Origin of the sequence: Massilia mucilaginosa (assembly GCF_011682145.1) — a bacterium.
In the GTDB taxonomy this organism is placed as follows: Bacteria; Pseudomonadota; Gammaproteobacteria; order Burkholderiales; family Burkholderiaceae_D; genus Telluria_A; species Telluria_A mucilaginosa.
The window spans coordinates 1-207 of sequence record NZ_WHJH01000414.1; the positions used below are offsets into that span (position 1 = coordinate 1).

Below are 207 nucleotides of genomic sequence, written 5' to 3' on the forward strand. Positions count from 1 at the left end.
TGATGTAATTTTCGGCCTGACCGCGCGCGCAATAAATATCTTCGTACAACATGCCGGCATCGAGTCCTGGCAGCGAGGTCACGATGAAGCGCGTGTTCTCGCCAAGCGCCATGACCTCGGCCTTGAGAAGCACGCGCCAGGCCTTCGGCCACGAGCGCGCCTTGTAAGTAAATTCATCGAACAGACGCACCGCATTGGGTACCACGT

Annotated in this window: 1 protein-coding gene; it reads right to left on the reverse strand. The window is 57.5% G+C overall.

The window, feature by feature from the left end; all coding sequences use genetic code 11:
- A partial coding sequence (locus F2P45_RS35400; RefSeq protein ID WP_187367285.1) for a transposase occupies nt 1-207 on the reverse strand: 207 nt, incomplete at both ends.